Genomic DNA, 25,124 nt, shown 5'->3' with positions numbered 1-25,124 from the left:
TTCGAGGTTTTTCGTGTCTGACGTTCAGTGGACGGCGCCCGTTGCCCACGGGCCCATCGACGCTCACGTCAGCATTCCCGGCTCGAAGTCCCTCACGAACAGGTGGCTTGTGCTCGCCTCTCTCGCGAGCACACCCACCGCGCTCGTGGGGGCACTTGCGTCTCGCGATTCACACCTCATGATCGAGGCGCTCGAGGCGCTCGGCGGGAATGTGCGCAAAAGTGATCGCACGCTCGTCGTGGAGCCGCTCATGCCCGGTGCGCCGAGCATCGATGACGAGACGCCGCTCGAGATTCACTGCGGCCTTGCGGGAACGGTCATGCGTTTCGTGCCGCCGCTTGCCGCTCTCTCGGGCCGGCCTGTAACATTCACGGGCGATGAAGGCGCGCTCGTGCGCCCCATGGCAGCGCTTCTCGATGCGCTCCGCCAGCAGGGCGTCGAGGTGACATGCCACGGCCAGGAAGGATTCTTGCCCTTCACGGTGCACGGCAACGGCCTTCGCGGCGGCACGGTGACGGTCGATGCGAGCGGCTCGAGCCAGTTCGTCTCTGCTCTCCTTCTCACGGCCGTCCGCGCCGATTTCCCCCTCACCATTCGCCATGTCGGCGAGCACCTCCCCTCACTCCCCCATATCGAGATGACCCTCGCACTCCTTCGCGAGTGCGGCATCGATGCTCGCCACGAGGTCACGGATGGTTATCACGAATGGACCGTCACACCAGGCGAGCTGCGCCTGCCCGATCCGGTTACCGTTGAGCCCGATCTTTCCAACGCGGGCCCGTTCATCGCGGCGGCCCTCGTTGCCGGCGGCACCATCTCGATCGAGAACTGGCCGAAACAGACGACCCAACCGGGAGATGAATTCCGAAGGATCCTCCCCCTCATGGGCGCGCGCGTCGAGCGCATCGGACCGGACGTCGAGTTTTCGGGCACGGGGCCCCTGCGCGGGATCGATATTGATCTGGCGGCCGTCGGCGAGCTCACCCCCACCATCGCGGCCCTCGCCGCTCTCGCCGACACTCCGAGTCGCCTTTCCGGGATCGGGCACCTGCGCGGCCACGAGACGGACCGCGTCCACGCCCTCGCCGTCGAACTCACAAAACTTGGCGCGCGCGTTCACGAGGGTGAGGATTTCCTCGAGATCACACCGGGCCCCATGACGGGCACCGTTTTCGAAACCTACGAGGACCACCGCATGGCAACCGCCGCCGCGATCATCGGGCTGCGCGTTCCCGGTATCCGGGTCGTGAACGTCGACACGACGAACAAGACCCTTCCCGACTTCGTGGGGATGTGGACCTCAATGCTGCACACGGAAAGCCCCGCGGGGAACACGTGGTGAGGCGCGCAGGAAATCTCAAAAACTACGAGGATTTTGATGAATCCTCGGTGCGTTCGCGCCCCAATCGTCGCGGCTCCCGACCCCGCACGAAGGAACGCCCCACCTATGCCGATGCCATCACCGCGCGTGTCGTGGGAGTCGACCGTGGCCGCTGGCGCACCATCGCTGAAGAAGGCACCGCGAACGAACGCGCGGTGACCGCCATGCGCGCCCGTGCCCTCGGGCGTACCCCCATCGTGCCCGGCGACCTCGTGCGTCTCACGGGCGACACCTCCGGGCGCACCGACACGATCGCACGCATCGTCGAGGTGAACGAACGCACAAGCTTCCTGCGCCGAAGCGCCGACGACGACGACGCGAGCGAGCGCCCCCTCGTCGCTAACGCTGACACCCTCGTGATCGTGACGGCCCTCGCGAACCCCGAACCGCGCGGAGGCATGATCGACCGCTGCCTCGTCGCTGCCTATGTCGCGGGTATCACGCCACTGCTGTGCCTCACGAAAGCCGACCTCGCTGACCCCGCGACGTTCCTCGAAAGGTACGCGCCGCTCGGCATCGAGCACCTCACCACTCACATGAATGCCGACGGCAGCATCACCGGTATCGACGCGCTACGCGAACGCCTCAGCGGGCATCTGAGCGTACTCGTGGGCCACTCGGGGGTCGGCAAATCGACGCTCATCAACGCGCTCGTGCCGGGCACCGACCGCGCAACGGGCCATGTCAACGCCGTCACGGGCCGCGGGCGCCACACCTCGAGTTCCGCCCTCGCGTTGCGCCTTCCGGGCAGCGACGGTTGGGTGATCGACACGCCCGGGGTACGCTCGTTCGGCCTTGGCCACGTGAGCCCCGAAGAACTCGAATCCGCATTCGAGGACCTCGCTCCCCTCATGGAAGAGTGCCCGCGCGGCTGCAGCCACATCAGTGCCGACGAGGGCTGCGCTCTCGATGCACTCGTCGCCGACGGGCGCGCGGGAAGCGCCGGCCCCGCCCGACTCGCAAGCTTCAGGCGCCTCAACTCGACGCTGCGCACCAATGACCCCTGGGCCCTGTAGCTGCCCACCAGAGCGAAGGAGAAACCACGTATGGCCTCGGCACACCAGGACGATATCCGCCTCACCCACGTTCTCGCCGACTCCGTCGACCAGCTCACGATGTCGCGTTTCAAGTCTGAAGACCTCACGCGCGAGCGCAAGGACGACAACTCGATCGTGACCGATGCCGATCGAGCAGCGGAAGAACTCATTCGCGCTCAGCTTTCTCGTACCCGCAGCCGCGACCAGATCATCGGCGAAGAGTTCGGCTCGCACGGCGAGAGCAACCGAAAGTGGATCATCGACCCCATCGACGGCACCGCGAACTTCGCGCGCGGCGTTCCCGTGTGGGCTACGCTCATCGCCCTCGAGGAAGACGGCGAGGTCGTCGTGGGCGTCGTGTCAGCGCCCGCGCTGAACCGGCGGTGGTGGGCAGCCGTCGGAGCCGGGGCCTTCACGGGCCCGCGCCTGTCTGCCGCCCAACGCCTTCATGTCTCCTCCACCGAGCATCTTGAGCAAGCCGTGCTGTCCTATGGGAGCCTCGAGGGCTGGGCCCGCGCCGGGAAACTCCGCGAGTTCGTGAACCTCCTTCAGAGAGTCGAACGCACCCGCGGGTTTGGCGATTTTTGGAGCTACATGCTCCTTGCCGAGGGGGGAATTGACGCCGCGATCGAACCCTCCCTCAAGCTCCACGACATGGCGGCTCTCGTACCGATCATTGGCGAAGCAGGCGGGCGCTTTACCGACCTTGACGGTACAGACGGCCCCTACGGGGCGAGTGCAATCGCGAGTAACGGGCCGCTTCACGGCGCGATCCTCGAGGCTCTGCAGTCCTCTCGCTAGGCTTCTGCCTCGGCAGACGCGAAGGAGAAAACTGTAGGATAGTGGCGCACACGTGCGGCGTTTTCGCCGCGCACCACACGACCTGGGAAGGACCCTCATGAGCGTCAAGCGCGTTGCTCTCCTGACCGCGGGCGGTTACGCCCCGTGCCTCTCGTCCGCCGTCGGCGGCCTGATCGAGCGCTATAACGAGCTGAACCCCGAGATCGAGATCATCGCCTACAAGCACGGCTACTGGGGCCTGCTCTCCGGCGAAAAGATCGTCATCGACGATGAGGCCCGCAAGAACGCGCACCTCCTGCACAACTACGGCGGCTCGCCCATTGGCAACTCGCGCGTGAAGCTCACAAACACGAAGAACCTCGTCGAGCGCGGCCTCATCAAGGAGGGCGAGAACGCTCTCGAGGTCGCTGCGAACAAGCTCAAGGCTGACGGCGTTGACGTGCTCCACACGATCGGTGGCGATGACACGAACACGACTGCCGCCGACCTCGCGAAGTACCTCGCCGACAACAACTACCCGCTCCAGGTCGTGGGTCTGCCGAAGACGATCGACAACGACATCGTTCCGATCCGCCAGTCGCTCGGTGCTCGCACCGCCGCTGAGCAGACCTCCCTCTTCGCGCAGAATGTTATTGCGGAGAACGGCTCGAACCCGCGCATGCTCATCATCCACGAGATCATGGGCCGCGCATGCGGCTACCTCACGGCGGAGGCCGCACGCTACTACCAGGATTGGCATTCGAAGCAGCAGTGGCTGCCGTCGATCGGCCACGATGAGCGTCGGTGGGATGTCCACGCCGTATTCCTGCCCGAGCTTGCTCTCGATATCGAGGGTGAGGCGGAGCGCCTTAAGAAGGTTATGGACGAGGTCGGTTGCGTCAACATCTTCCTCTCGGAGGGCGCCGGCATCCCCGAGATCATCGCCGAGCTCGAAGCCAAGGGCGAAGAGGTCGAGCGCGATCCGTTCGGCCACGTCAAGCTCGACAAGATCAACCCCGGCCAGTGGTTCGCGAAGCAGTTCGCTGAGCGCCTCGGTGCCGAAAAGGTCATGGTGCAAAAGTCCGGTTACTTCGCTCGCTCTGCGAAAGCTAACGCTGACGATCTGCGCCTCATCAAGTCGATGACCGACCTCGCCGTGCAGGTCGCCCTTGAAGGCGGCACCGGCGTGATCGGCCACGACGAAGAAAAGGGCGACCAGCTTCGCGCGATCGAGTTCGAGCGCATCGCCGGTCACAAGGCCTTCGACGTGGACCAGGAATGGTTCGCCGGCGTTCTCGAGCGCACGGGCCAGAAGCTCGTGAAGGCCGAGAAGCACTGATTTTTCCGCTAGGCGGGATGATCGCCTGAGAGGCCCGGGCACGTGCGTTTTGCGCTCGTGCCCGGGTTTTATTAACTGCGAAAGGGGTCCGACGCTTGATTCGCCACACGCTGACCGCACTCTTCCCGCCGCATGCACGCGAGAGTGGGGAGCCGCCGCTGGGGCCGCACGCTGATCACTACGAGGCTTGGAGCGGCGTCCTGAGTTTCTCGCGGCGGCCGCGCCAGGGTGCCCTGGGCGATTGCTGGCTCATGGCGCCGATGCTCGCAATTCACGCGCTCGATCCCGAGTTTTTTGCGAACGCCATCAAGGTTCAGCCCGGGTCACCCAAAGCGCTCGCGCGTGTGTTCGTGGAGGGTGCCCCGGCGTGGCGCAGCGTGAATATGCGCTTTCCTGCCACCGATGGTGGCCACTTCGCCTACGCGACAGAAGAAGGGTGCGGCCCCGGCTGGCCCGGAATTCTCGAGAAGGCGTGCGCAGCGGAGTTCGCGGGATCATACGCGTGGATTGCGCGGGGCTTTGCGAAATGGGGGTTTCCAGCGCTTAGCGGCGTGCGCGCCTCGACGCGTCTCACGCTTCCCTCCCCCGGCGAAGTCGAAGACCTTCTCGCCAAGAGGCGGCCCATCGTCGCCTCCACCCACATGTTCTCCCCCGCGCTCTCGCGCAAGCGACAGTCGGGAGCTATTCCGCCGATGCACGTCATGGCGGTTGTGGATGCGAAGCCTGATACCGGCGAGATCGTGCTTCGTAACCCGTGGCGCCCGGGTGCCTGGGTCACACTCAACAAGCGAGAGTTCCGCCGCGCGTTCCTCTCAGTCGACGTGCTTGACCAGCCACTCGGGCGCTCACGCGAAGGTTCGTAGGGTCAGCCCTTACAGTTGAACCCGTTCTGCTTCTTGCCGGTGCCGGAGCAGTAGGCGTGTCCGGCCTCGAGGCCTCCCGTGTTCAGGGTCAGCTCGCTCACCGTCACGGGAATATAGCCGGCGTCAGTGAGCTGGCTGAGGATCTGCTCAGCCGCATCCACGGTTGAATCGTGAATATCGTGCATGAGAGCGATCGGCTCGGCGTAGGCGTTTGCACCCTCGACGGCTGCCGCGATCGTTTTTGCCGTGTCCTTCGTTTTCCAGTCGAGAGTGTCGACGTCCCACTGCACGATCGCCATTCCGCGAGAGGCAACAATCTCATCCACGGTTTCGTTGTGGCTGCCATACGGCGGGCGGAACAGAAGCGGCTCGAAGCCCGTGGTCTCCGCGAGAAGATCAGAGTTCTCGTTGACTTCCTTCTCCACGCGCTCGCGCGACTTGCGCTTGAGGTCGGGGTGGGTCACGGAGTGGTTGCCTAGCTCAAAACCCGCTGCCGCGACCATGAGAGTCGTCTTGCGGTGCTCTTTGATGCTGTTGCCCATTTCGAAGAACGTCGTTGCCGCTTTCGCCTTCTTGTAGACGTCAAGGAGCTCGGGAGTACGGGCGCCGGGACCGTCATCGTAGGTCAGAGCGACGCAGTGCTCGAGGAACACGTCGTAGCCGATCGCGGTAGTCGGGCGCACCGCCCCACCGGGAGTGGGCGTCGGTACCTCAGTCGAGGCGCCTTCGCCCTCGGCGCCGTCGGACTGCCCACCATCCGATGCCGCGGGGCTCGCCGCTTCGGAACCGTCCGACGGTCGGTTTGGCGAATCGATCGGCTTTGCAACATGGCGCTTAGGCGTGAAGTGTTCGAGTTCTTCGCTCGGCTCACCCGTGAATTTCGCGGGCTTTGCGCTCGCGTCCTTCGCGAGCTTTCCGAGATCAGAAAGGAACGGTTCCGCGTCGACGACGAGCCGTGCCGGGGCCTCACCGGCCGCTCCCGTACGGAACGCGAGCACGAGTTTGCCCTCGGGATTGAATGCCATCGCCGGGCCATTGCCGTACGGGGCACTCTTGTCAATGAGAGCTTTATCGACGGCCGAGGCATCAACCTTGGCCTTGCCTGCGGCATCGTGGACGGCTTTCGCAAACTCGCCCCACTTCGCAGCCTCGATAAGCGCGGCTGGGGCAAACGACTGCTTCTTTCGTGCGTCGTACCAGATCGAGCAGGGCACATCCGCCTCGTCGCCGAGGCTCCCCACAACCGCGACGCCCACGACGTCCTGAGCGGCGGCGAGAATCGTAGCCTTGATCTCGACCTTCTCGATATCTCCCCAGTGCGCCTCGCGCAGCAGACGGTTTCGCACGACCTCGGTCGCCTGGGTCAGATTGCGTGCCTTCGGAAATCGCGGGGTCGTGACGGTCTTGCCTTCGGCTTCGGGGTTGAGCGTAACGTCAACCGTTTCGAGGAGCGAAGCATCTGCGCTCGTCCACTCGGTCGACGGTTCGGGACTCGTGCTCGGTGACTGCGCGCCACCCTTACCAGGGGCCTTACCGCCGTTCTTTCCATCCCCTGCATTCGAGCAGGCAGCGAGGCCGGCGACGGCACCAGCTGAAAGTCCGGCGAGAGCGGTGCGGCGGCGAATAGGACGGGTTTCAAGAAGCGGCGACACGATTCTTCCTTCGTCGAAAGTATTGGAAAGCGAGCACTCGCACGAACCTGCACAGCTAAATAACATTGTCCGCACGCGCCTCGCCGCCCACGAGTGTACTCCCCTGCAATTCACGAACCCTCACGCCCACGCGCATCGCGAGCCCGGATAGTTCCCGGAGTTCGCCAGCCCCTCTCAAACGCTAGAGACCTCGAGGTCGAGCCGCCGCTGAGCGCGCGGTGGCGCCGTACCAATCTCCGGGAAGAGATCGGCATAAAAAGAAGCCCTCGCCAGTCAATGCTGGCGAGGGCTCCTACTGGTAGCGGGGGCAGGATTTGAACCTACGACCTCCGGGTTATGAGCCCGGCGAGCTACCGAACTGCTCCACCCCGCGTCGGTGATCTCTAACTTAGTAGGCCTCCACCGCGGAGTCTAGTTTTGAGCGCGTAAACGTTTCGTAGTTCACGTTCACGCCCCGTTTACACTCCCTTTCCCTCTCTAACTCCCGCCATTGGAGAGCTGGGCGTTTGCCGCATCGGCGCGCTCAATGGCATCCTTCAGCCGCTTCTGGGCCTCGCCGTACTTCGCCCAATCACCCTGAGCACGCGCAGTCTCGGCGTCCTTCCATGCGGCATCCAGATCCTTGAGCGCAGCGTCGAGATCTGCCTTCGGGTCGCCCGAGCCTTCAGCGGGCGCCGGGGCATCGGTCGGACTGGAGCTCGGCTCGGGGCTTGGCGATGGCGACGGTTTTGCGTCGTTGCCGCCCTTAGCCGGATCCGAGACCGCGTCTTCAACGGCTTTAGCCTCTCCCGTCGTGGGGACCTCGGCGTCGCCTGCACTCGCGCCCGAATCGCCGCCAAAGACGGCATCGAGCGCCTCGTCGAGCGTGTCAGCGTAGCCCACCTTGTCACCGAAACTCACGAGCACCTTACGCAGCAGCGGATACGAGGTGCCACCACCTGCACTCGAGCTCATGACGTACACCGGCTGGACATACAGGAGACCGCCGCCAACGGGAAGCGTAAGCAGGTTGCCGTTGATGACCTTCGAGTTGCCTTGCCGCAAAAGGTTCAGTTCATTCGAGACCTGCGGGTTGGAGTTGAACGTATTCTGCACCTGGCGCGGAGCACTCACCGGGTTCGAGCTCGGGAGCACGAGGAGCGTGAGCTTGCCGTAGTCCTCCGCGGGATTGCCCGCCTTCGTCCCCGTCTCGGAATTGACTGCAAGCAGGCCCGTGAGAACATCCTGGCCGGATTCGGGGATATAGCTCGAGGAGAGCGTGAACTGTGGCGCGCTCTCGTCGGGCATCTGCATCGTGAGGTAGTGCGGGGCTTGAAGCGGCGCCGAGCCGCTCTCGCTATCGCGCGCCTGGGTGGGGTCCGGGGTGGTCTGCCAGAAGTCCTGACCCACGTAAAAATCCTCGGCTTTGTCAATGTGGTACTTACCGAGAATCGAGCGCTGCACCTTGAAGTAATCTGCCGGGTAGCGAAGGTGGCTCATGAGTTCGCCGGAGATTTCGCTCGAGGGCTTGACGGACTCTGGGAAGGACTTCTCCCACGCCTTGAGGATGGGATCTTCCGTATCCCAGGCATACAGGGTCACGCTGCCATCGAAGGCGTCGACGGTGGCCTTCACCGAATTGCGCATGTAGTTCACGCGCCGCTCACGAAGACCGGCCGTATCGGCGCCGTTGACCTTCGAGTCGGTCACGACAGCGTCGAAATTAGTGGCCTGTGCGTACGGGTAGCGATCGCTCGTGGTGTAGGCATCGATGACCCATTTGAGCTTGCCGTCCACGACTGCCGGGTACATCTCGGTGTCGAGCGACAGGAACGGCGCAACCGTTTTCACGCGCTGCTGCGGGTCACGATCGTAGAGGATCTGCGACTTCTCGTTCACGTAGCTCGAGATCAGGATGTTGAACTCGCGGAACTTAATGGCAAACAGCATTCGGTTAAAGAAGTTGCCGACACTCGGGCCACCGTTACCGGTGTAGGTGTTCGAGACCTGGCTGCCCTGATCATCACCATCTGTTCCGGACTGGTAGTCGAACTCCTGGGGATCGGCGCCTTCGGGGGCACCGACGATCGAGTAGCTCGGCGAATGACGCCCGAAGTACACGCGCTCTTGGAAGTTGCCGAGCTTTCCCGAGCCGGGAACACCGGACTGATAGAAGGCGGGCTCGCCATCGGGGCGCCGCTGGTTACCGTAGGCCGCGGCAACGCCGAATCCGTGGGTGTACACGACGTGTTGATTCACCCACGATTGCGAGGAGAGCTCGAGTTTGTCGGGCCGTAGCTCGCGCACGCCGATCACGGTGTCTTGTTTTTGCCCGTCGATGTCGTAGCGGTCCACGCTCAGTGTCTCTTCGAACCCCCAGTAGCGTCGGTTCGCCTCGCGCTGGCCGAATGTTGGCGACACCACCGCGGGGTCGAGAAGGCGGATCTGCGCCGTCGTCGCGGCATCCTCGCGCAGCTGACCCGACGTTGCCGTCGACTTTGCGCGATAGGAAATCTCGTTGACGTCTTCGAGCCCATACGCTGCGCGCGTGGCAGCCATGTTCTGTTCGATGAACGGCTTTTCGAGATTGCGCTCGTTCGGCTCCACCTTGAACGTCTGAATGAGGTAGGGGTAGACCATCCCCACCGCGACAGTCGAAAGCACGATGAGGCCCGCCGCGGCAGCGGGAAGTTTCCAGTTGCCCTTGAGGATCCACGCGAGCAGAAGGAGTGCGACGATGATCGCCGAAATCGCGAGAATTGTTTTCCCTGGGATCAGTGCGTGGACGTCGGTGTATGCCGCGCCATCAAACTTCTCGTGCGAGGCAGTGAGGGCCGCATACCGTTCGAACCAGTGCTGGGCCGCTAGCACAAGCATGTACGCCATCGCGATGATGCCCACATGCGTGCGCGCTGCGCGCGTAAGGTTGAGGCCCTTCTTGTGGTCCCACTCGATGCCGCCGTAGATGAAGTGCCCGAGGACTGCGGCGAACGCGCTCGCGAGAATCACGAAATTGACGAGCCCGAGCGCCGTCTCGATCACGGGAAGGGTGAACACATAAAACGCGATGTCTTTATGGAAGACCGGATCGGTTTTCCCAAACGGCTCCTGGTTGAGCATGAGCAGGATCTCTTGCCACTGCCGAGTCAGGGTCAGTCCACCAAAAATCCCGAGAATCACCGGGGCAGCGATAGTGATGATCTTGCGAAGCGGCTCGACCGCGTCGCGGAACCCCGCGATCGCGATGTCTTCACGGGTGACGGGCACGATCTGCGGCCTGTACTTGTGGCTCACCCACAGGCATACGAAAATCGGGGCGGCAACAGCCACGAGCCCCACGAGGAACAAGATCCCCTCCGTAACCCACTTCTTCACGAGGAAGTCGTTGAAGCCGAGTTGGTCGAACCACATGTAGCTCGTCGCAACCTCAGCGAACCATGCAAACGCCACGATCAACGCAACGATCACGACGAGTGTGATCGTGAGCGGCGAAACTTTCTTCGCGCCCTTCTTACTCGCCGAGCCCGCGGGCCTTGGACCTGGCTGGGCAGCACCGGCAAAGGGATTCGTAAAACTCAACGGCGACCTCGGCTCACATCGTGGGGAACTATCGTGGGAGGAGTACTCACCCCGCCTAGAGGCAAGTGCCACTATTGTCCCAGTAAGGAGCAAGCGCTGTGCATTCAGAAACGCGAGACCTCAACCTGAGCGAAACCGAAGGGGCCCTCGCGGCCGCGGTACTCGAGCTCGTTCGCCACACGCGCGAACAGGATTCCCCGGGACCCGAACACATCGCGCGCTTCGCCCTCTTCAGCACCGAAGCCCTTCTCGAAGAACGCCCCGAGCTTTCTCGCCTCCTCCCACAAGAGACGCTCGACCTCGCCAGCGGCGACCCCCACCATCTCACGAGCATCGAGACCGGAACACAGCATGGCGATGTCGCCGACGAGCTCGAACACGCGTTGTGGCCAGAAGGCTGCGCGGGCGGCTACATTCAAGCCCGTATCCGCGGCGCGGTCGATGGTGCGCCCGGTGCAACTCCCGCGCCCGTGTTCGTCGCCGCAGGCGCCTTGAACACGGGCGAAACGTTCAGCGCGGTTGCACGCGAAGGCGAGGACCTCCGCGTTGGCCGCGACCTGATCCCCGAGCTCGTCGCGGCCCTCTGTGCGAGTCTCGGCATCGACTCACCTGGTGCGGGCGCCGCTGCGCCAACCGAGTAAACGCGTGAAGCACACAAGCGTCGGACCCCGCACGCCCGCATTGCGCACGTGCGGAAGCCGACGCCCCCTCCGCTTTCAGGCGTAGCTGGGTTCCTCCACCTCGGTGAGCGCCTCGAGATCGCTCTCGCTCAACTCCCCCTCGACGCCTGTGTGGCTCTCGAGTTGAGCGTGCGCAGCGTCATTCGACTCGCCCTCTGCAGCCTCTTCTTCGACATCGGGAGACGTGGTGCGCACCTCACCGGTGTTCTCATCCACCCACGACGGCGCGCTCTTCGCGTACTGCGCGGTTCCGTAGGTGAGGTCGATAGCGACGTGATCGGCGTGCATGAGAAGCTCCGTGCGAGTGTTGCCGTCGCGGTCCTCCCACGTCTGCGTCACGAGGCGGCCCGTGCACAGGAGTGGCTGGCCACGCTTCACCGATAGCACAACGTTGTTCGCAAGCGATTCGCGCCGTACCTGCACGCGCACGTATTCAGGCTTGCGTTCCTTCCATTCCTTCGCCTGTACGTCGTAGTACCGATCATTGACGGCGACGGTCACGGACGTGCGGCAGCCGCCACCATCAAACTTGAAGATTGTGGCATCCGCGGTCGCGTTGCCCTGGATGGTTGTCACGATTGCGTTCATTAAAGTTCCCCCTGGGATCGGTCGCCGCCCGGTGCGGCGCTCACCCACGAGCATGCCGAGCACGGCGCCCACACAAAAGCTCCCCTCCCCTGCTTGTGGATACATCGAGGCTGTGCGGCCTGCGCCACCGCTCGTTCGGCCCCGGCGCTCTCTCCCGGTACACTGGATCCGCCCGCGCGGCATGCCTCCATAGCTCAATGGATAGAGCAACGGCCTTCTAATCCGTAGGTTGCAGGTTCGAGTCCTGCTGGGGGCGCGAAAAAGCGCCAGTGTCCTCCACTGGCGCTTTCGCTTTGTGATCCGTGCGGATCAGTGGGCTCCCGGCTTGCGGGATACGAGAGGGTTCGCCGCTTCGGCCGACGGTTGGCGCACCTGTAGCGGACGCATCTGCTGCGGCTCGGGGTAGGACTGACCGAAGGGGAAGCGACCAAACTGTTCCTCCCCGATCACATGCCCCTCGGCCCGGGCCCGGTCAAGGAGTGCGAGCGCCTCCTCGGGGGTCGGGTACTTGCCGCTGAAGGTGGAGCCGGCGGGAAGGTAGGGCTCGAAGATTCGATTCTTGGGACGCAGCCACATTCGCCCGGGCTTGGAGCGGTCTCGCAGGGCGTGGGCGCGCCACGTGATGACCGGGTGAGTCACCGAAAGGTTGACGAGGTGGATCCACAGGCCCTTTTCGGTTGCGGCGCGATCGGCGAGCTCATGCACGTTGACGTGCGCGTTGAGGTACTTTCCTCCCGAGAGAAGGGCCATCGTTCCCGGGGCGCCCTCGGGTACGTGGGCGTAGCCGTAATTGTCGGCCGTGTACTCCTGGGCACGAGAGAGAGCTTTGCCAAGGATCGGGATGCGCATCATGAAGTTCGAAAACAGCAGGCGGAAATACGAGGTGTGGCCGGCGGCGTGGTGGCCAACCTCGTGCGCGATCACAAAGCGAAGGGCCTCGGGGTCGCGGACTTTGCCGCCCACTTCGAAGAGGTCGGAATAGACACACACGAAGCGCCTATAACCGTGGCCGGCGGCAAAGGCGTTGATCATGCCGTTACCGGAGAGCACATAGGCGTCGGGTACGCGGCGCATTCCGAACTGTTCGGCAGCTTCGGCGACCATCCGGTATCCCTCGGGGAACTGCGTGGGGCTCATGCGCACGCCGGAGGCTCGAAGCTGCGCGTACATGAGCGCGCGGGCGATCCATAGCACCCATGGGATCAACATGAAGGCAACGAACAGCTGGATCCCGATGGAGATGGGGCTGTAGGGGTTCGAGAGCCCGCCGTCTGCCGACTCCCCCTCGAAGGCGGGCTGGATGCTCGACCACTTTCCCGTCGCCGCCATGTAAATGATGAACACGACGGCACCGACCCACGCGACGAAGAGAAGGCACGTGATGAGAACTCCCACGGCAAACAGCGGGATGTCCCACGGATGCCGAAGGGAAAGATCCCCCAGCAGCCCGTGGCGCGTGGAGCCGTTAAAAAGGCCCGGCTTCCCTGCCGGTTTCGTGTGCTCGCTTTCGAAGGTGGGCGGGTCTTGAGATTCGATTTCGGTCATGACTCCACCGTAACAACAGCGACCTTCCGATCCCTACCGCACCACCAACGCGAGAAGAGTGGCGGCGGAAGAATGATTGTGGCGTGTTGGTGCCTGCTGCCGATGGGGCATAGCGCGCGAAAGCACAAAGGTGGGGCGCCGCCGTCGCGACGCCCCACCCACACAATTGAGATGCTCAGGCCACCGGGGTGATGAGGCCCTTCGTCTGGGAGGTCGCGCGCGAGAAGCGCTCAGCGACATCGGCCCAGTCGACGATGTTCCAGAATGCCTTCACGTAGTCAGCCTTGACGTTCTGGTAGTCGAGGTAGAAAGCGTGCTCCCACATGTCGAGGAGGAGCAGCGGCACGGTTGCCGCTGCAAGGTTGCCCTGGTGGTCGTAGAACTGCTCGATGATGAGCTTCTCGCCGAGCGAATCCCATGCGAGGATCGCCCAGCCGGAGCCCTGAATGCCGAGCGCGGCAGCGGTGAACTGGGCGCGCAGGCCATCAAACGAACCGAAGAACTCTTCGACTGCCTGAGCGAGCTCACCCTCGGGCTTGTCGCCGCCTTCGGGCGAAAGGTTCTCCCAGAAGATCGTGTGGTTCACGTGGCCGGCGAGGTTGAACGCGAGGTTCTTCTGAAGCTGGTTGATCGTGCCGAAGTCGTTCTTGTCGCGAGCTTCCGCGAGCTGTTCGAGCGCCTGGTTCGCGCCGTTGACGTACGTCTGGTGGTGCTTATCGTGATGCAGCTCCATGATGCGGCCCGAGATCGAGGGCTCGAGAGCGGCGTAGTCGTATCCGAGATCGGGAAGAGTGTATTCAGCCATGGTGGCCACCTTTCTTCGACGCTGACGTGCGGGGCATGCGCAAAGCACATACGCACAGGTGAAACCCTATCGAGTCCCATTGGGTGTTCAGTGTGAACTCGGGTTTACGATAGAGGCGTGAGTTCTACAACGACGAAACCAGGTAACGACCGCATCATCTGGGTGGATTGCGAGATGACGGGCCTCGATAAGACAAACGATGCTCTTATCGAAGTCGCCGTTCTCGTGACCGACGGGGACCTCGAAATCCTCGGCGAAGGGGTGGATGTCGTCATCAAACCCCCGGCAGGCGCGCTCGAGTCGATGGATGATTTCGTGCGGAACATGCACACGACTTCGGGTCTGCTCGAGGAGCTCGACGGTGGCATCACCCTCGTCGAAGCCGAAGAGGCGTGCCTCGCCTATGTCAAGGAGCATTGCCCCGAGCCCGGCAAGGCGCCTCTCGCGGGCAATTCGGTGGGCACCGACCGTGCTTTCATCGACCGCGACCTCCCGGAGTTTGCCCAGTTCATGAGCTACCGCACGATCGATGTCTCAAGCCTCAAGGAACTCGCCAAGCGCTGGTTCCCGCGCGTGTTCTTCAATACGCCGGAGAAACACGGCGGCCACCGCGCACTCGCCGATATTCGCGAGTCGATTCAGGAGCTCAAGTACTACCGCGAAGTTCTCTTCGTGAAGGAGCCCGGCCCCACGAGCGATGAGGCCCGAGCAGCCTCGAAGAAGTTCGAAATCACGCCTCAGTAGACTCTTCCCGCACTCTCACACCACACAGGAGTTTTGACAATGACGACACCCCTCCTTCTCGAGGCAACGAAGACCGACCCCGCGCATGCCGCGTGGCTTGAGGATGTGGGGAAGGATCTACTCGAGTGGGGCGCAGCCTCGCGCACGGAGCATGGCTTCGGATGGCTCGACTCAAGCGGTACTCTCGATCCGGATCACGACCTCGAACTGTGGATCAATTGCCGCATGACACACTGCTTCGCCCTCGCAAGCATCCGCGGCACCGAGTCCTCTCGCGATTATGCCGAGCTCGCAGCCCACGGCCTCTCGGCGCTTTCGGGCGCGTTTCACGATGTCGAACACGGCGGTTTCTACTCGATCATCGCCCGTGAAACGGGTGAGCCGGTCGATGATTCAAAGCAGGCCTACGCCCACGCGTTCGTGGTACTCGCCGCTTCGAGTCTCGTCGAGGCAAAGATCCCTGGCGCGGGCGAACTCCTTGAAACCGCGCTCGAGGCGCATGCACGCTTTTTCGAATCCGAACACGGGATGTTTGCCGACACCTACTCGCGCGATTTCTCGAACTGCGAGGACTACCGCGGGATCAACGCGAATATGCACAGTGTCGAGGGACTCCTCGCAGCCTCGGCAGCGACCGGCCGCCTCGAGCTTTTCGAGCGCGCCGCGGTCATCGTCGAGCGCGCGCTCGCGTTCGCGAAGGGCAACGGCTGGTTCCTGCCCGAGCACTTCACGACCGCGTGGGAGCCCCGCCCCGACTACAACCGGGAGGAGCCCGCCCACCCGTTCCGCCCCTATGGTGCAACGATCGGCCATTCGTTTGAATGGGCGCGCCTCGCCCTGCACACCGCGGCCGGTTTCGAGGGGCAGTTTTCCGACGTCACCCGGGCTCAGGAACGCGCCTCAGCTTTGCGCGACGGCGCGCTCGCCCTCGCCGAGAAGGCATGTGAGACGTGGGGCATCGACGGTGACGGCGGCTTCCCGTACACGGTGGACTGGGATGGCTCACCCGTCGTGCACGAACGCATGCACTGGGTCGTCGCTGAGGCCATCGGTGCGGCCGCTGTGCTGTTCCGCACGAACGGCGATGCCGTCTGGGAAGAACGCTATGAGTCCTGGTGGCAGTGGGCGAAGACGACAACCATCGTTCCCGGCAGGCTCGGCAGCTGGGTCCACGAGCTCACCGCCACGGGCGAGATCAGCGAAACGACCTGGAAGGGCCAGCCAGACATTTACCACGCCTACCAGGTCACGCTTATTCCGCGCCTGCCCGCATGGCCGCCTCTCGCTCACGCCGTCGCTACGGAAGCTCGCTCTCGATAAACCGCGCGTTCGACCCCGCGAGCCTTCGCTGCATCACGTCGAAGGCTTGCGGGTTCGAGTCGATCGCAAGGAACCGTCGGCCCAGTTTGTGCGCGACCGAAGCGGTCGTACCCGAGCCGGCAAAGAAATCGAGCACCCAGTCGCCCTCGCGACTGCTCGCTTGCACGATTCGCCTGAGAATCCCCTCGGGCTTTTGGGTCGCGTAGCCGGTCTTTTCGCGCCCCGTGGGTGACACGATCGTGTGCCACCACACGTCGGTGGGAAGTTTTCCCCGCTCAGCTTTTTCTTTCGTGACGAGGCCGGGCGCCATGTAGGGCTCGCGATCGACGTCCTCCGAGTTGAAGAAATAGCTTCTTGGGTCCTTGACGTACACGAGGATCGTGTCGTGCTTCGCGGGCCATCGCTTCTTCGTACGCGCTCCGTAGTCGTACGCCCAGATGATCTCGTTGAGAAACGACTCGCGGCCAAAGAGCGCATCGAGGAGAACCTTCGCATAGTGCGCCTCGCGATAGTCGAGGTGGAGGTAGAGCGTTCCCGACTGGGCGAGCACGCGATGTGCCTCGATGAGCCTCGGTTCGAGGAACTCCCAGTAGTCCTCGAACGCGTCGTCGTAACCGTAAAGGGCGCCCTTGATGCTCGTGTAACTGCGTCCTTTGAAACCGACTCGCGAGCCCTCGGTGCCATCGGCTGCGCGCATGGTCTGGAGGGACTGGCGCTGTTGGCGCCTGCCCGTGTTGAACGGCGGGTCGATGTAGATGAGCTGGATCGACTCGCCCGGGAGAGTGCGGAGTACCTCGAGGTTGTCCGCGAGCACAACGCTCGAGGCAGCGTCCTCTCCCACGAGGGCCTTCGTGTCGCTCATGTGTCCTCATTTCGCGAGTGCCGGTTTTGCGCGCTTAAAGGAAAGAGCCCCTCGCTCGAGGGGCTCTTTAGCGGGGTGATCGACGGGATTTGAACCCGCGACCGCCTGGACCACAACCAGGAGCTCTACCAACTGAGCTACGACCACCATTGTGCGGGGTCTCCCGCAACGGATAAATACTTTACCCGGCTGCCCCGGGACTTCGCGAATTCTTGCAGGAGAAAGGGATGTGAATCTCACCGCATGTCAGAAAGCGGGGCGAGGGCGCGGAACGTGCGGATCGCCGCCTCGGCCGCGGCATAGCCAGCGTCCTCGCTCGCGCCTTCCACACCCGAACGGTCAACGGCCTGTTCGCGGGTATTGACCGTGAGCACGCCATTGCCCACGGGGGTGGACTCGTCGAGGGCGACGCGTGCAAGACCCTCCGTCGTCGCGCCGGAAATGTACTCGAAGTGTGGAGTCTCGCCGCGAATCACGACGCCGAGCGCAACCACGACATCGCACGTGCGCGCAAGCGCTTGCGCGGCAACCGGGAGCTCGAACGAGCCGGGCACACGCACTTCCGTCACCGTGCAGCCCGCATCGGCGGCCGCGCGCCTGGCACCGTCGAGCAAGGCATCCATGATTTCCGTGTGCCAGCTCGCCGCCGCGATACCGATCGTCGCCGGGCCGGCATCATGCGTGCCAAGCGCCGAGGAGGGGGTGCCGTATCCAGCCATAGGGTTCTCCTTCGATGTCGTGGGGTTAGTCGTGCGAGGGGCCGAGGCGATGCGCCATCTTCTCGCGTTTGGTTTCAAGGTAGCGCCTATTTGCCCCGCGCGGTGCGATGACGCTCGGCACGATCTCGGCAACCTCGATGCCGAGGCCCGCAAGCGCGCCGTCCTTTTCGGGGTTATTCGTCATGAGACGCACGCGCCCCATGCCCAGGGCGCGAAGAATGTCCGCCGCATCGTCGTAGCGGCGTGCGTCAACGGGCAGGCCTAGGTGGACATTCGCCTCGACCGTGTCGTCACCGAGATCCTGAAGGTGGTAGGCGCGAATCTTCTCGAATAGACCGATGCCTCGCCCTTCGTGGCCGCGCATGTAGATCACGGCCCCTCCTTCGCGCTGGATCGTCTCGAGCGCTTTTTCCAGCTGCTCGCCGCAATCGCAGCGGTACGAGCCGAAAATATCGCCCGTCGCACATTCGGAGTGCACGCGCACGAGAGGAGGCTGGGAAGCGTCGGAACCCTCCCCCGGCCACGCGGCGCCACGCGCGAGCAGACTCACGTGTTCCGCATCGCGACCGCGCCACGCACGCACCTCAAACGTGCCGTGAGGCGTTGGCATCTGAATCGGCTCAGTGCCGCGAACGCGCGCCTCGCTCACTGGGCCGCCTCTCGCGCGTCGCGCTCCTCGAGATATGCCGTGAGCTGCTCGATCGTGATAATCCCGAGTCCATGCTCACGCGCGAAATCCGCGAGAGCTTCCGCGTGCATCATCGAGCCGTCGTCATACACAACTTCGCCGATGAGCCCCACGGGAGTGAGGCCCGCAAGGCGCGTGAGTTCAACAGCGGCCTCGGTGTGGCCGGGGCGCTCCCGCACACCGCCATCTCTAGCGATAAGGGGAAGGACGTGACCTGGGCGAATGAGTTCCGCCGCGCCGCCGGTCGCGAGCGTGCGCGCAGTGATCGCCCGATCCACCGCGGAAATACCCGTCGCTTCGACCGCGCGCGCATCGCAGCTAATCGTGTAGGCGGTGCGCAGCGGATCCTCACTGTTCGGAACCATGAGCGGAAGCTCAAGGGCAGCGGCGCGCTCGGCCGTCATGGGCGCGCACAGGTATCCCGAGCTGTGTCGCACGAAGAAACCGACCTTCTCGGGGCTCGCGAGCTCGGCGGCCATGATGAGATCGCCTTCGTTTTCACGGTTCTCGTCGTCGAGCACCACGAGGATCTCTCCGCCAGCCAGCAGGTCAAGCGCCTCCTCCATCGGGGTCAGGTCAATCGCAAAGCTCATTTCGCGCGCTCCTCACGTGCGGCGCGCACGGCCACGAGCCGCGCCGTGTATTTGGCGATCACGTCGGTCTCGACGTTCACTCGGGTTCCGACGGTTGCCTCGCCAAGCGTCGTAGCCTCGAGCGTCTCGGGGATGAGGGCCACCTCGACAAAGGCGGGGCTCTCCCCCGGCGTATTCACGGCCGTGACGGTGAGCGAAACGCCATCGAGGGTGATCGAGCCTTTTTCGGCGACCTGTTCTTCAAGGGTGTCGGGGATCTCGATGCGCATGCGCCACCACGTTCCCTCATCGTCGATGCGGGCAACAACTCCCACGCCGTCGACGTGCCCCTGCACAATGTGACCGTCGAGGCGGGCGCCGACCTCGGTGCAGCGCTCGAGATTCACGCGGCTACCAACGGCGAGATCGCCGAGGCTCGTGCGTGCGAGGGTCTCCCCCATGGCGATCGCGGTGAATCGAGCCGCCTCGCCTTGGGTTTCGGGCGTTTCGATCGCCGTCAGGCACACGCCGTTCACGGCGAGGGATCCGCCGAGCGCAAGGCCGTCGAGCAGAGGCGCCGGCGCCTCCAGGGTGAGGCGCGCCGTGTCGTCCGCCCCTTTCTCAAGCCCCGTGACGGTGCCCTTCGCGCTGATAATTCCTGTAAACATTGGTCACTCGCCTTTCGTGGGAGTTTGCTGCCGCGCACGCGGGATCGCGTGGAAGAGAAGATCTGAACCGCTCACATGGAGTGATTCGGGAACGATGTCGAAGTCAAGCCGGTTCTCGAGGGTCCCGATGCCGAGCCCCGTGACCGCAGGTGTGCCCGCACCGAGCAAAGTCGGGGCCTCGTGGATCCAGAGGTCGTCGACGAGATCGAGCGTGAGCGCCGCGGAGATTAAACGCGGGCCACCTTCGAGAAGCAGGTGCTCAACCCCGTGTTCGGCGCGCAGGTTTTCGAACACGGCGCGGATATCTCGCGTGCGATAAAGAAGCGGGCGTGCGTGTTCAGGGCCGTGTGTGGCTTTCGCGAGCCGCGAGTGTGGCTCGAGCGGGCGCTCGCCAATCACGACTCGCCGCGGTTGGCGTTGAGCGAGCGTGCCGTGCGCATCTCGCGCGGTAAGTGCGGGGTCATCGGCGAGGGCCGTGCCCGTGCCCACGGCGATCGCGTCCACGGTGCTGCGGAGCGCGTGTCCCTCCACACGGGCGTCCTCTCCGGTAATCCAGGCGTTCGTGCCATCGGCGGCTGCGACGTAGCCATCGAAGGTTTGCGCAATTTTCGCGGTCACGAACGGGCGCGCTTCGCGCGTGGCGAGGAACCAGCGGCGGTTCAGTTCCGTTGCGCGGGCAGTGAGGTCCCCTCCGACGCTACCCGGCAACGCGTCACTCCACAGACGGGCGTTGATGCCGGCATCGCGAAGAAGAGCACCCCCGTTCGCGGCGATGTCGTGCGGGTCTTGAACGGCGTAGAGCACGCGCGCAACGCCCGCGTCGATGAGAGTGCGCGCGCACGAGGGCGTACGGCCCGCGTGGGCGCACGGTTCAAGAGTCACGATGCAGGTCGCGCCGTGCACATCGAGGCCACGTTCCCGGGCGACCGCGAGGGCATCTGCTTCGGCATGCGGGGTTCGGGCGCCTCGGTGGAAGCCTGTGGCAAGGAGTTCCCCGGAGGGGCTGAGGAGCGCTGCGCCGACGCGCGGATTGGCACCGAGGGGTCCGCGCCGCGCCTGTTCGAGTGCGCGCTCACACGCCTCACGCAGGGCGCTTTCGCGCGCGGCGTCGTGAGGGGGCTGATTCATGCCCATGGTCCTCGCCTCCCGCATCGCTCATCTCGATCGATGGTCCGGGAGAAGGGAAAACTGCGAGAGCACGGCGCGTAAAAGCGGCATGCTTCGCCCGCATGAACCTCCCATCCAGACTGTACTGTCGGCACCGGAATTCCACCGGTCAGGCCCAAGGCTCGCCCCACGGAGTGAAACGCGCCCGGGTTAGCGGGCTTTCACCGCCAGTTCGGAATTGCACCGAGTTCCCGGAACATGCGCCACCAGTTTAGCGCGCATGCGGGCGGGAACGACAAAACCCCGCTCTTTCAAGCGAGGGTTTCCGTGTCGTGCGCCATCAGGGATTCGAACCCCGGACCCACTGATTAAGAGTCCCAAACCAGGCGACCTTATCGAGGTTGATTTCACCGGCGGCAGCGGATGACCGCCTGAGTGACGCTACACCTTTGACGATATATATCTTGGGCAATATGGTGATGGCACGACGTGGACACTGCACTGCAGCATGGAAGTGTCCGAGTGGTACGCAAAACTCAGTCCCACAGACAAAGGGAACTCCTGCACGATTAGGTGACAATGGTGGTGTCAGGCTGCGAGGCTCACGGCCTGGTTCATGATGGTCTCGTATTCGATGGGGGCAGTCGGCCCAGTCGCGTTTGTCGGCGGCGCGGGTGGTACGTTCTCTCGATCCAGGTGCCGATTGCGATGCGGAGTTCTTCGCGGGTCCGCCACCGCTTGCGGTCCGGAACGTTTTTCTGCAGGAGTGCGAAGAAGGAGTCCATCGCTGCGTTGTCGCCGGCCGCACCAACTTTGCCCATCCACCCGATGAGGTGGTGGCGGTTCAGGGCGTGCACGAAGCTTCGCGCTCGGAACTGGAATCCTCGGTCCGCGTGCACGATGCACCCAGCAGCATCGGAACGGCGCGATACCGCGTTGTTCAGGGCGTTCACCGCGAGACGGGCCTTCATCCGGCCGCTGATCGAGTAGCCCACGATCCTCCCGAAGAACTCGTCTTTGATCGCGCACAGGTAGAGCTTGCCCTCGTCGGTCCAGTGCTCGGTGATGTCGGTCAGCCAGAGCTCGTTGACGTCACCTGCGGTGAAGTCCCGCTGGACGAGATCGTCGTGCACGCTCGGGCCTGGGCGTTTCCTGTTCTTACCGCGCTTCTTCCCGAACACGGGCCACCACTGGTTATCTCGGCAGATCCGCCACGCGGTTTTCTCGCACATCACTTCGCCCGCGGCGCGGGCCTCCCCTCCCCTACTAGGAATCTGGATCCGAACTAGGGATCGTCCCGGTGGGCGTCGAACAGAGCGTTTGCCCGGTAGGCCTCGGTCAGCTCGGAGGCGGTGACCTGCCGGTTTCGCCAGCGGTAGTAGGGCTGGCGGGAGAGGTTCAGGACCCGCAAGGACACCGCGACGGGGATCCCGTCAGCGGCGAGCTCGCTCACGAGCGGTTAGAACCATTTCCCGGCAAATTCGTCTGGGACAGGTAGGCGGCCGCTCGACGGAGGACCTCGTTCTCCTGCTCCAGCACCCGGTTGCGGCGACGGAGATCGCGCAGTTCCGTCGAGTCCTCACGGGTCCTCCCGGGGCGGTTGCCGTCATCGATATCGGCCTGGCGGATCCATTTATGGAGCGCCATCTCGTGGATTCCGAAGTCCTTCGCGATCTGCGCGAGCGTGACGCCGTCCTCACGGGACCGGGCCACCCGTACGACGTCATCGCGGAACTCTCGAGGGTAGGGAGCGGGCATAGGGCACATCGTTCCAGGCCGCCCTGCGGGCAAGCCAGATCAGATGTCACCTTTCCGCGCAGCAGTCCCTCCTGATTGCTTTTCAAATCGCGCTTAAACTCCTGCGCCGAGGAAGAGCCTGGTGCATACGTTGTTGGGAGGTGCTCGTGCGTCGGCTACATCTGCCTGTTGATGGGTGCGCTGCCGAATGTGATCGCATCGGCAGCGCACCCGCCGCGGGGGCGTTTTCAGCCGCCCGAGGCCCTAGGAGTCGACCCGGTTGGGCTCTGCCGCAGTGCGCGTGCTGCGGTTCGGTCCGCGTTCTGCCTCTCGTGGCGGCGACGGCTGTGAGTGTGCACTGCGTGCCTTGAACACGAAGCCCCCGGTCGCGACAAGGACTGCGAGTGCCCCAATGCTGGACCAAATAGCATGCGTCTGTTGAGTGAAGGCATCACTTACTGCGATGGAACTCGATACGCCTAAGCATATGCCGAATAGCGCACCGATTAACCGGTCTTTCATCATGGCGGTTCCTATCTCTCGGGCCGTCGTGTTAGGGAAGGCGCATGCACGGAACGCAGACATTGGGGGCGCCAAACTTTGAACAGCATGCTCGCAACGCGGGACCGCATGAAGCGAAGGCGCACGCTAGGCAGAGGGCGATACCGGCGCCGGTGGGAGATGAGGCGCATGGTGCCGCGCATGTAGCGCATCCTGCTGCTCGCTCCAGACACTGCATGACGTTCTTTGACTGGCAGGATCCACTCACCTGATAGTTCGTCTTCGCGCAACCGCCACAAGGATCTTTCTTTGATGCTCTCGCTGTGTGAGCATCGTACGTGGCAGCTAATTGGGCAGCTGGGATTGGCTTTTCCGCGCGACCATTGACACTTGCGGCTGAAAGGGAGAGAGCGTCGTTTTCCTGGTCATACCTATATATTTCGACGCCGACTCCGGTGGAGCCGTCTTCGGCGGTCTCTTTTGTATAAACGAGGAACCGAGAGTCGGGAAGCTGGAGGGCTGCGACGGACCGGTGGGAGCCGTCGCTGAAGCTTGTCCGGGCGAACTCCGATTGCATTGCTTCGGGCGCATCGGGACGCTGCCCGGCCTCGGTGGCCTCCTTACCACGTAATCCCTTCTGAGCGATGGCTGTGCTCCGCGGGAGACTCGTTGCCAGGTCGAGGTCAAGTGCGGCGAGGGCAGCTCTTGTGTTGCTATCTTCCGAAAGCTCTTGCATCAGCTCGTCGATGCTGGGCTGGTCGAGACCACTAGTCTTGGACTTTAGCGGCTTCGGCTCGAGGGCATGCGCCACCCCTGAGCCAACCCGTGTATGGATGGTTGCAATGGTAGCGACGGCCGCGAGCCCGGCTGCGCTTTGAAGCGCGGCGCGCCTACTGAAGAACCGTCGCTCCGCATGAGGAGTAGTAAATGCTAGATGTTCATTATTGCGGTGAACTCCGATAATTCGGGCCAACAGAAGGGACGTAGTCGGGCCAAAGCGGCGGGCCATGAGAGCAACAAGCCGCGGGCCTGAGTATACCTTTGGGGTAGTACGATTGAACGTGATCGCCACGGGGATGTGTGGCGGGTTTGGGCCGAAGTGGTTGATGCGGATCTGTTCGACCTCTGGGTCGGAAAGAGGTCGTGCGAGGAGTTTGCCGTTGGTTTCCTGCTCCAGTGAGTGAGAGATGGCGCTACATTCCCCGCACCCTGAATCAAAGGCGATGTAGGTTTTCGAATAGTCCAGTGAGTCCTGCGTCATTACGGTACTCCTGTGGCTTTTTCGGAAGGCACCGGTTGGTCACCCCTGAGTCAAACTAGCAGCCGACTCTAGTGTGGTCAAGATCTCAAGTGAGCTTCCTCTGAACTCCGGGCCAGTTCTAAGGACCAAGCATGGGGAGTTGGTCAAACGTGTTGCTCTCGGAGATCGGTTTGGATTTCGTGAACAAACGAGGTGTGTAGTCGGGCGGCGATAGCCCTTTGTGGAGGCGCATACCGCCGAGGCTATTTCCCGACTAACCTGGCCGCGATGACGTCGTCCGTGTCGCCCTGAACCGTGAGCACGGCACCCACCTGAAGGACATCGCCGAGGACTTCGGCACCAGCTTCTCCTGCCTGACGAACTGGGTCCGCCAGGCCGAGGCCGAGGCCGGCAACAAGTCCGGCACCACGAAAGCCGAAGCCGAAGAACTCCGCGCCGCATCCCCACGCCCCCAGATGCCCATGAGCACCACTGAAACGTGGCAACCGAGCCACCCGCGACACCACGAGCCCACGCATCCTGCATCAGCACATGGTCAAAACCGTCGCCGTCATCAGCACGCGACAGCTCCGAAAACCGTGTCACCGCCTCAACTCCAGGCCCCACCTGACGAGACCCAACCCCCATCACGTCCTCAACCGCAGCCCGATCAAGATTCGTCGCGACACTCGTAATCACGTAACCGAGAGGGTTATCCATCGCCAGCAACCGCGCCGC

At 63.5% G+C, this 25,124-nt stretch carries 19 protein-coding genes, 3 tRNA genes and 1 pseudogene; 9 read left to right on the top strand and 14 right to left on the bottom strand.

Annotated elements, in window-relative coordinates; translation table 11 throughout:
* Positions 1–13 precede the first annotated feature (13 nt).
* The 5 genes from aroA (at position 14) to HMPREF3176_RS03415 (ending at position 5,400) form a co-directional block, all read left to right on the top strand.
* Positions 14–1,342 (top strand): 3-phosphoshikimate 1-carboxyvinyltransferase, encoded by a 1,329-nt coding sequence (gene aroA / locus HMPREF3176_RS03435; RefSeq protein ID WP_070458260.1) that lies wholly within the window; start codon positions 14–16, stop codon positions 1,340–1,342.
* Entirely contained in the window at positions 1,339–2,397 is a 1,059-nt protein-coding gene (gene rsgA, locus HMPREF3176_RS03430; RefSeq protein WP_070458809.1) for a ribosome small subunit-dependent GTPase A, read from the top strand. The genes aroA and rsgA overlap by 4 nt, the downstream gene beginning before the upstream one ends.
* 30 nt (positions 2,398–2,427) lie before the next feature.
* Positions 2,428–3,219, top strand: coding sequence for an inositol monophosphatase family protein (locus HMPREF3176_RS03425; protein WP_070458253.1), 792 nt, complete (start codon positions 2,428–2,430; stop codon positions 3,217–3,219).
* 97 nt (positions 3,220–3,316) lie between these two features.
* Entirely contained in the window at positions 3,317–4,537 is a 1,221-nt protein-coding gene (locus tag HMPREF3176_RS03420) for a pyrophosphate--fructose-6-phosphate 1-phosphotransferase (RefSeq protein ID WP_061211677.1), read from the top strand.
* Positions 4,538–4,632: 95 nt separating this feature from the next.
* Positions 4,633–5,400 carry a C2 family cysteine protease gene (locus tag HMPREF3176_RS03415; protein ID WP_070458250.1) on the top strand — a complete coding sequence of 256 codons (768 nt, stop codon included), beginning with the start codon at positions 4,633–4,635 and terminating at the stop codon, positions 5,398–5,400.
* 2 nt (positions 5,401–5,402) lie between these two features.
* On the opposite strand, the gene HMPREF3176_RS03410 is transcribed toward HMPREF3176_RS03415, so the two are convergent.
* The 3 genes from HMPREF3176_RS03410 to HMPREF3176_RS03400 form a co-directional block, all read right to left on the bottom strand.
* The gene (locus HMPREF3176_RS03410) at positions 5,403–7,052 is read right to left on the bottom strand and encodes a polysaccharide deacetylase family protein (protein WP_070458247.1); all 1,650 of its coding nucleotides are present in this window, start codon (positions 7,050–7,052) and stop codon (positions 5,403–5,405) included.
* A gap of 296 nt (positions 7,053–7,348) precedes the next feature.
* Positions 7,349–7,425, bottom strand: a tRNA-Met gene (locus HMPREF3176_RS03405).
* 104 nt (positions 7,426–7,529) lie between these two features.
* The gene (locus tag HMPREF3176_RS03400) at positions 7,530–10,610 is read right to left on the bottom strand and encodes a UPF0182 family membrane protein (RefSeq protein WP_070458245.1); all 3,081 of its coding nucleotides are present in this window, start codon (positions 10,608–10,610) and stop codon (positions 7,530–7,532) included.
* A gap of 98 nt (positions 10,611–10,708) precedes the next feature.
* Here HMPREF3176_RS03400 and HMPREF3176_RS03395 point away from each other — a divergent pair, with 98 nt between their 5' ends.
* Complete coding sequence (locus HMPREF3176_RS03395) at positions 10,709–11,251, top strand: hypothetical protein (RefSeq protein WP_070458243.1); 543 nt, start codon at positions 10,709–10,711, stop codon at positions 11,249–11,251.
* Between the two features lie 75 nt (positions 11,252–11,326).
* On the opposite strand, the gene HMPREF3176_RS03390 is transcribed toward HMPREF3176_RS03395, so the two are convergent.
* Positions 11,327–11,878, bottom strand: a complete 552-nt coding sequence (locus HMPREF3176_RS03390; protein WP_070458241.1) for a single-stranded DNA-binding protein — start codon at positions 11,876–11,878, stop codon at positions 11,327–11,329.
* A 183-nt stretch (positions 11,879–12,061) separates the two neighbouring features.
* On the opposite strand from HMPREF3176_RS03390, the gene HMPREF3176_RS03385 reads away from it, so the two are divergent.
* Positions 12,062–12,134: transfer RNA gene (locus tag HMPREF3176_RS03385), tRNA-Arg, on the top strand.
* A gap of 53 nt (positions 12,135–12,187) precedes the next feature.
* Here the strand turns inward: HMPREF3176_RS03385 and HMPREF3176_RS03380 are convergent.
* Together HMPREF3176_RS03380 and HMPREF3176_RS03375 are read right to left on the bottom strand one after the other, a co-directional pair.
* Positions 12,188–13,423 carry a M48 family metallopeptidase gene (locus tag HMPREF3176_RS03380; protein WP_061211671.1) on the bottom strand — a complete coding sequence of 412 codons (1,236 nt, stop codon included), beginning with the start codon at positions 13,421–13,423 and terminating at the stop codon, positions 12,188–12,190.
* 175 nt (positions 13,424–13,598) lie between these two features.
* A complete protein-coding gene (locus HMPREF3176_RS03375) occupies positions 13,599–14,228 on the bottom strand; it encodes a superoxide dismutase (RefSeq protein WP_016664922.1) in 630 nt (209 codons plus the stop codon).
* A gap of 117 nt (positions 14,229–14,345) precedes the next feature.
* On the opposite strand from HMPREF3176_RS03375, the gene orn reads away from it, so the two are divergent.
* Positions 14,346–14,972: an oligoribonuclease gene (gene orn, locus HMPREF3176_RS10525; RefSeq protein WP_082738706.1), complete on the top strand. Its 627-nt coding sequence runs from the start codon at positions 14,346–14,348 to the stop codon at positions 14,970–14,972.
* Between the two features lie 39 nt (positions 14,973–15,011).
* Positions 15,012–16,292 (top strand): AGE family epimerase/isomerase, encoded by a 1,281-nt coding sequence (locus HMPREF3176_RS03365; protein ID WP_070458238.1) that lies wholly within the window; start codon positions 15,012–15,014, stop codon positions 16,290–16,292.
* Here HMPREF3176_RS03365 and HMPREF3176_RS03360 read toward each other — a convergent pair.
* The 8 genes and pseudogenes from HMPREF3176_RS03360 to HMPREF3176_RS03325 all read right to left on the bottom strand — a co-directional run bounded on the left by HMPREF3176_RS03360 (position 16,270) and on the right by HMPREF3176_RS03325 (position 22,666).
* A complete protein-coding gene (locus HMPREF3176_RS03360; protein ID WP_070458218.1) occupies positions 16,270–17,154 on the bottom strand; it encodes a DNA-methyltransferase in 885 nt (294 codons plus the stop codon). The two genes, HMPREF3176_RS03365 and HMPREF3176_RS03360, sit on opposite strands and share 23 nt — an antisense overlap.
* A 74-nt stretch (positions 17,155–17,228) precedes the next feature.
* Positions 17,229–17,301 (bottom strand) — tRNA-His (locus HMPREF3176_RS03355).
* Between the two features lie 89 nt (positions 17,302–17,390).
* On the bottom strand, positions 17,391–17,873 hold the full coding sequence (ribH, locus tag HMPREF3176_RS03350; RefSeq protein WP_061211666.1) for a 6,7-dimethyl-8-ribityllumazine synthase: 483 nt from the start codon (positions 17,871–17,873) through the stop codon (positions 17,391–17,393).
* Between the two features lie 25 nt (positions 17,874–17,898).
* Positions 17,899–18,522 carry a GTP cyclohydrolase II gene (locus tag HMPREF3176_RS03345; protein WP_070458216.1) on the bottom strand — a complete coding sequence of 208 codons (624 nt, stop codon included), beginning with the start codon at positions 18,520–18,522 and terminating at the stop codon, positions 17,899–17,901.
* Positions 18,519–19,154: a 3,4-dihydroxy-2-butanone-4-phosphate synthase gene (gene ribB, locus HMPREF3176_RS03340; RefSeq protein ID WP_070458215.1), complete on the bottom strand. Its 636-nt coding sequence runs from the start codon at positions 19,152–19,154 to the stop codon at positions 18,519–18,521. Before ribB ends, HMPREF3176_RS03345 begins: the two co-directional genes overlap by 4 nt.
* Positions 19,151–19,801, bottom strand: coding sequence for a riboflavin synthase (locus HMPREF3176_RS03335; protein WP_070458213.1), 651 nt, complete (start codon positions 19,799–19,801; stop codon positions 19,151–19,153). Before HMPREF3176_RS03335 ends, ribB begins: the two co-directional genes overlap by 4 nt.
* A gap of 3 nt (positions 19,802–19,804) precedes the next feature.
* Positions 19,805–20,929 (bottom strand): bifunctional diaminohydroxyphosphoribosylaminopyrimidine deaminase/5-amino-6-(5-phosphoribosylamino)uracil reductase RibD, encoded by a 1,125-nt coding sequence (gene ribD, locus HMPREF3176_RS03330; RefSeq protein WP_070458807.1) that lies wholly within the window; start codon positions 20,927–20,929, stop codon positions 19,805–19,807.
* A 567-nt stretch (positions 20,930–21,496) separates the two neighbouring features.
* Positions 21,497–22,666, bottom strand: a pseudogene (locus tag HMPREF3176_RS03325) (IS3 family transposase).
* Between the last annotated feature and the right edge of the window lie 2,458 nt (positions 22,667–25,124).

It is taken from the genome of Dermabacter sp. HMSC08H10 (assembly GCF_001807585.1).
Taxonomy (GTDB): Bacteria; Actinomycetota; Actinomycetes; order Actinomycetales; family Dermabacteraceae; genus Dermabacter; species Dermabacter hominis.
This window is presented reverse-complemented; position numbering and strand designations above follow the sequence as displayed.

Bases quoted from the DNA above. Each gene is read 5' to 3' on its own strand.
- ribH (WP_061211666.1), bottom strand. From the start codon at position 17,873: ATGGCTGGATACGGCACCCCCTCCTCGGCGCTTGGCACGCATGATGCC.
- ribD (WP_070458807.1), bottom strand. From the start codon at position 20,929: ATGAATCAGCCCCCTCACGACGCCGCGCGCGAAAGCGCCCTGCGTGAG.
- ribB (WP_070458215.1), bottom strand. From the start codon at position 19,154: ATGAGCTTTGCGATTGACCTGACCCCGATGGAGGAGGCGCTTGACCTG.
- HMPREF3176_RS03335 (WP_070458213.1), bottom strand. From the start codon at position 19,801: ATGTTTACAGGAATTATCAGCGCGAAGGGCACCGTCACGGGGCTTGAG.
- HMPREF3176_RS03425 (WP_070458253.1), top strand. From the start codon at position 2,428: ATGGCCTCGGCACACCAGGACGATATCCGCCTCACCCACGTTCTCGCC.
- HMPREF3176_RS03375 (WP_016664922.1), bottom strand. From the start codon at position 14,228: ATGGCTGAATACACTCTTCCCGATCTCGGATACGACTACGCCGCTCTC.
- HMPREF3176_RS03390 (WP_070458241.1), bottom strand. From the start codon at position 11,878: ATGAACGCAATCGTGACAACCATCCAGGGCAACGCGACCGCGGATGCC.
- HMPREF3176_RS03360 (WP_070458218.1), bottom strand. From the start codon at position 17,154: ATGAGCGACACGAAGGCCCTCGTGGGAGAGGACGCTGCCTCGAGCGTT.
- HMPREF3176_RS03420 (WP_061211677.1), top strand. From the start codon at position 3,317: ATGAGCGTCAAGCGCGTTGCTCTCCTGACCGCGGGCGGTTACGCCCCG.
- HMPREF3176_RS03380 (WP_061211671.1), bottom strand. From the start codon at position 13,423: ATGACCGAAATCGAATCTCAAGACCCGCCCACCTTCGAAAGCGAGCAC.
- HMPREF3176_RS03365 (WP_070458238.1), top strand. From the start codon at position 15,012: ATGACGACACCCCTCCTTCTCGAGGCAACGAAGACCGACCCCGCGCAT.